The organism is Alcanivorax sp. NBRC 102024 (assembly GCF_001602235.1).
Taxonomy (GTDB): domain Bacteria; phylum Pseudomonadota; class Gammaproteobacteria; order Pseudomonadales; family Alcanivoracaceae; genus Alcanivorax.
In genome coordinates, this window is sequence record NZ_BDAS01000024.1 from 1 (window position 1) to 4,209 (window position 4,209).

The window sequence follows — 4,209 nt, forward strand, 5'->3', positions numbered from 1 at the left end:
TGCATGACTTCCAGTCTTTCTCCATCGTCGGCGAAAAAATGATCAAGGTGTATAACCTGACACCGGAAGAGAGAATGATCTCCTACTTGCCGCTTTCCCATGTGGCTGAACGGGTGGCTGTTGAAATCGCCCAGCTTTACGTGGGCGGCAAGATTTTCTTTGCGGAATCTCTGGAAACGTTCGGTGAAGACATCAAGCGCGCCCAGCCCACGGTGTTCTTCGCGGTGCCACGTATCTGGTCCAAGTTCTACCAAAAGGCTTCCGAAGCGGTGCCTCCCAAAAAGCTCAACAAGCTGCTCAAGATTCCTTTCCTGAACAAAGTGATCAAAAAGAAAGTGCTGGGAGCCATGGGGCTGGATCAATGCCGTATTGCGCTGTCCGGCGCGGCCGCACTGTCCCCGGATATCATTACCTGGTTCAAGAAGCTGGATCTGGAAATTCTTGAAGTTTACGGCATGACCGAGAACCTGGCCTGGTCACATACCACTGAAGAGGGTGACCAGAAGATCGGTTGGGTGGGGACTCCCAATGATGGCGTGGAATGCCGGATTGGTGAGGGCGGTGAGATTATGGTGCGTAGCCTCGGTAATATGAAAGGCTACTACAAGCAGCCAGAGAAGACCGCGGAAGATCTTACCGAAGATGGCTGGTTGCATACCGGTGATGTGGGCGAAATTGACGAGAAGGGACGTTTGCGTATTACCGGTCGAGTGAAGGAAATCTTCAAGACGGAAAAAGGGAAATATGTGGCGCCGGCTCCGATCGAAAACCGTCTCTCCACGCAGCCGGGTCTGGAGTTGTCCTGTGTCATCGGTCAGGGCATGGGGCAGCCCATTGCGTTGCTGAATATTACCCCGGAAGAGCAGGAAAAGTTGTCCAAACCCAGTGAAAAAGAGCATTTCACCAAGGAGCTTGAAGCGCTGCTGGCCCGCGTTAATAACGAGCTCGACCCCCATGAGCGCATGACGACTCTGGTCGTGTGTAAGGATGCATGGACGGTAGAGAACAACCTGATTACACCGACCCTGAAGTTGAAGCGTAACGAAATTGAAAAACGTTATGCGGATGACATTCCCAAGTGGGCGAAGACTAAAGGGGTGGTTTGGGAAGCTTGAGCACCTTCAAAGAGGCGGATCAGCAATTGGTCCGCCTTCTTGCTGATGGCCGGTTCCGCTCCGGCTCCGAATTGGGGGAGGCGCTGGGGATTTCACGGGCTGCTATCTGGAAGCGTGTTCAGCGCCTTGAGGAATTCGGTTTGCCGCTGGAATCCGTCAAGGGCAAAGGTTATCGGCTGGCTCAACCGGTCGACCTGATTGATCCGTTGTCACTGGAAGTGTTGCTGGGGGAGCGGGCCCAGCTGCACTATCAGTGGGCAACCGAATCCACCAATGCCGATGCGCTGGCCATCAAGGGGCCAGTACGTCGTCCCCAGGTGTTTCTCTCCGAGTGCCAGACTGCCGGCCGTGGCCGAAGAGGCAGGCAGTGGCAGTCTCCCTTTGCAGCCAATCTTTACGTATCCATTCGTTTTCCGGTGAGTGGTGGTTTTGCCGCTTTGGGCGGGTTGAGTCTGGCGGTGGGTGTGGTGGTGGCTCAGGCATTGCAGGAGCTGGATCCGTCATTGCCGGTAGGTCTGAAGTGGCCCAATGATTTGCAGATCAATGGTGCCAAGGTCGGCGGTGTCCTGATAGAGCTGGCCGGTGAGATGGATGGCCAGGTGGATGTGGTGATCGGGGTCGGTGTCAATGGCTGCATGACGGGGCACCAGGCCAGGGATATTGACCAGACCTGGACCGACCTTGCCAGTGAGCTGGCCGATATGCCGCCCAGGACGGTGTTGGCAGGCTGCGTGCTGACGCATTTACTGGATATGCTGCCGCGTTTTTCGCAACAAGGGTTTGCGGCTTTCCGGGGAGACTTTGACCGCTATGATGCGGTGAAGGGTGAGTTGGTTCAGGTCCAATCCGCTGAGCAGGTGTTTACCGGTAAGGCGGCAGGCGTTCTGGGGGATGGGGCTTTGCGCGTGGAAACACCGAATGGCGTGCGTGAAGTCTATGGCGGTGAAGTGAGTTTGAGAGTCCGATGAAACTGTTTGTGGATGTGGGTAACACCGCCATGAAATGGCGCTTTCGCCACGGTGAGAAGGTGGAGCAGGGGGGCTGTCGACACGGGCGAGACTGGCCCGCTGTCGTGGACGCTTTACTGCAAGGCAGTGATCAGGTTGATGCAATCTGGATTGCGTCAGTGGCGGGCCCCTCAGCGGATACCGAGATCGCGGGGCTGTTGGCAGATCGGACGGGTGTGACGCCGTGTTTTTATTATTCCTGTGGCCAGGATTTCGGTGTGCAAAACTGCTATCCGGAGCCTCGCAAGCTGGGAGTGGATCGCTGGGTGGCAATGATTGAGGGTCATCAGCGCTTTGGTGCCAGTATCATTATCGATTGTGGCAGTGCTCTCACCATTGATGCGGTGAATGAAAAGGGGGAGTTTCTCGGCGGTTATATTGTGCCTGGCTTGGGAATGTTGCGTACTGCCCTGTTGCGGGATACCTCCGATGTGCATATCGAGCCGGCTACGGCCCGACCGGCTCTGGGCCGATCCACCGGGGAGTGCGTGCACAATGGTTTGTTGCGCATGTCTGTGGCCTTCGTCACGGAGGTGGTGGTTGAACTACGCCAAGTGCTTGAAGATACTTGTAAAGTGCTGGTAACTGGCGGTGATGCCCCGAAATTGACAGGTGCTTTCCAGTTCGAGTTTCTGCATATGCCCGACCTTGTCCTAGATGGCCTTGAGCGCGTGGCAGACCGACAACAATAATGGTGGGGGAACACCGGTGCGGTGGATATTTTACAGCTTGCTGGTCGTCAATCTGGTTTATCTGGGGGTGCAGCTTACCAAGAACCTGGCTCCCCGTGAGGCAGTGTCGTTGCGTGTGCCGACGCAGTCTGTGGGAGGAGAGCGGTTGGTGTTGCTTTCCGAGCGCTCCCAGCCGACCCGGGACAGCGCGCGCAGACCGGAGGCGGGCTCTCTGTGTGCGGTAGTCGGCCCCTGGGAGTCCCGTGACGCGGCCCAGGCTGGCGCGGTCCAGCTGAGGGCGGCAGGGCTGTCGGGTCAGGTGCGGGCTCTGAATATTCAGAAGGATCGGCTCAACTGGGTGTATCTGCCTCCCTATGCCGACAGGGAGAGGGCGCTGCGTGTGCTTCATGAGTTGCAGGATCATGGCGTGGACAGCTTTGTCGTCAAGGAGGGCGAGGATGCCAATGCCATTTCATTGGGGTACTTCTCCAGTGCGGAGTCGGCGGAAGGGTTGCGCGTAAAGATGCGCAATGCCGGTTATCCGGCCTTTGTGCGAGAAACGTCCCGGGCGGTGACGGAATACTGGGTTTACCTGATGGATCAGGAGCCGGAAGAGAAACCTGAGCTGAATATCTTTCTTGAGGCAAATCAGTCCCTTAAGCTGGATTGGGTGGCCTGCCCCTGAATGGCTGAGCAATTATTAGGCGTTTGATCCTCAAGTGGATTGCGCCACCTGATTCCTTTCTATAGAATTCGCAACCCTTGTGAGCTGGCGTAGCTCAGTTGGTAGAGCAGCTGATTTGTAATCAGCCGGTCGGGGGTTCGACTCCTCTCGCCAGCTCCAGCTTTAAACGTGCCTAACTACTTGAAAATTGGTTGACAAGTGGTTGGGCCGTAAAGAGAATGTAGGCCCTTTTCTGGAGGGGTTCCCGAGTGGCCAAAGGGATCAGACTGTAAATCTGACGCGAAAGCTTCGGAGGTTCGAATCCTCCCCCCTCCACCAGATAAAAAGCAGATCATTCTTTGGATGGTTTGTATGGCCGGAAGGCTGGCAGGCATCGGAAGGTTTGCGGGTATAGTTCAACGGTAGAACCTCAGCCTTCCAAGCTGATGATGCGGGTTCGATTCCCGCTACCCGCTCCAGCTCCGGTAGAGTTTGGTCACCACCAGGTGACATGAAGGTTATGCTCTTGTAGCTCAGTAGGTAGAGCACACCCTTGGTAAGGGTGAGGTCACCGGTTCAAATCCGGTCAAGAGCTCCAATTTCCGGGCCCAGGTATATCCTGGGTCCGGCTTCATGTGTCTTGATGGTGCCAAGGTGGTCTGTGTTTATCAATGCAGTCCTTAAATGTGTCTTTATCGGGTGTATGCGCGCCATATGGCGAGGAAGCACAGCCAAGTTAAGAGGTGAAGAGT

At 55.8% G+C, this 4,209-nt stretch carries 4 protein-coding genes and 4 tRNA genes; all 8 read left to right on the forward strand.

The features are described from left to right. On the forward strand, window positions 1-1,115 hold a 1,115-nt coding region (locus tag A0251_RS17005), incomplete at its 5' end, for an AMP-binding protein (protein ID WP_062818031.1). Next, window positions 1,112-2,083, forward strand: coding sequence for a biotin--[acetyl-CoA-carboxylase] ligase (locus A0251_RS17010; RefSeq protein WP_231874273.1), 972 nt, complete (start codon window positions 1,112-1,114; stop codon window positions 2,081-2,083). The genes A0251_RS17005 and A0251_RS17010, both read left to right, overlap by 4 nt. Then, window positions 2,080-2,814: a type III pantothenate kinase gene (locus tag A0251_RS17015; RefSeq protein ID WP_062818033.1), complete on the forward strand. Its 735-nt coding sequence runs from the start codon at window positions 2,080-2,082 to the stop codon at window positions 2,812-2,814. Before A0251_RS17010 ends, A0251_RS17015 begins: the two co-directional genes overlap by 4 nt. A 16-nt stretch (window positions 2,815-2,830) precedes the next feature. Next, on the forward strand, window positions 2,831-3,478 hold the full coding sequence (locus A0251_RS17020; protein ID WP_062818034.1) for an SPOR domain-containing protein: 648 nt from the start codon (window positions 2,831-2,833) through the stop codon (window positions 3,476-3,478). Between the two features lie 83 nt (window positions 3,479-3,561). Next, window positions 3,562-3,637: transfer RNA gene (locus A0251_RS17025), tRNA-Thr, on the forward strand. Between the two features lie 75 nt (window positions 3,638-3,712). Next, a tRNA-Tyr gene (locus A0251_RS17030) sits at window positions 3,713-3,796 on the forward strand. 66 nt (window positions 3,797-3,862) lie between these two features. Beyond that, window positions 3,863-3,936: transfer RNA gene (locus tag A0251_RS17035), tRNA-Gly, on the forward strand. 43 nt (window positions 3,937-3,979) lie between these two features. After that, a tRNA-Thr gene (locus A0251_RS17040) sits at window positions 3,980-4,055 on the forward strand. The last annotated feature ends 154 nt before the right edge of the window (window positions 4,056-4,209 follow it).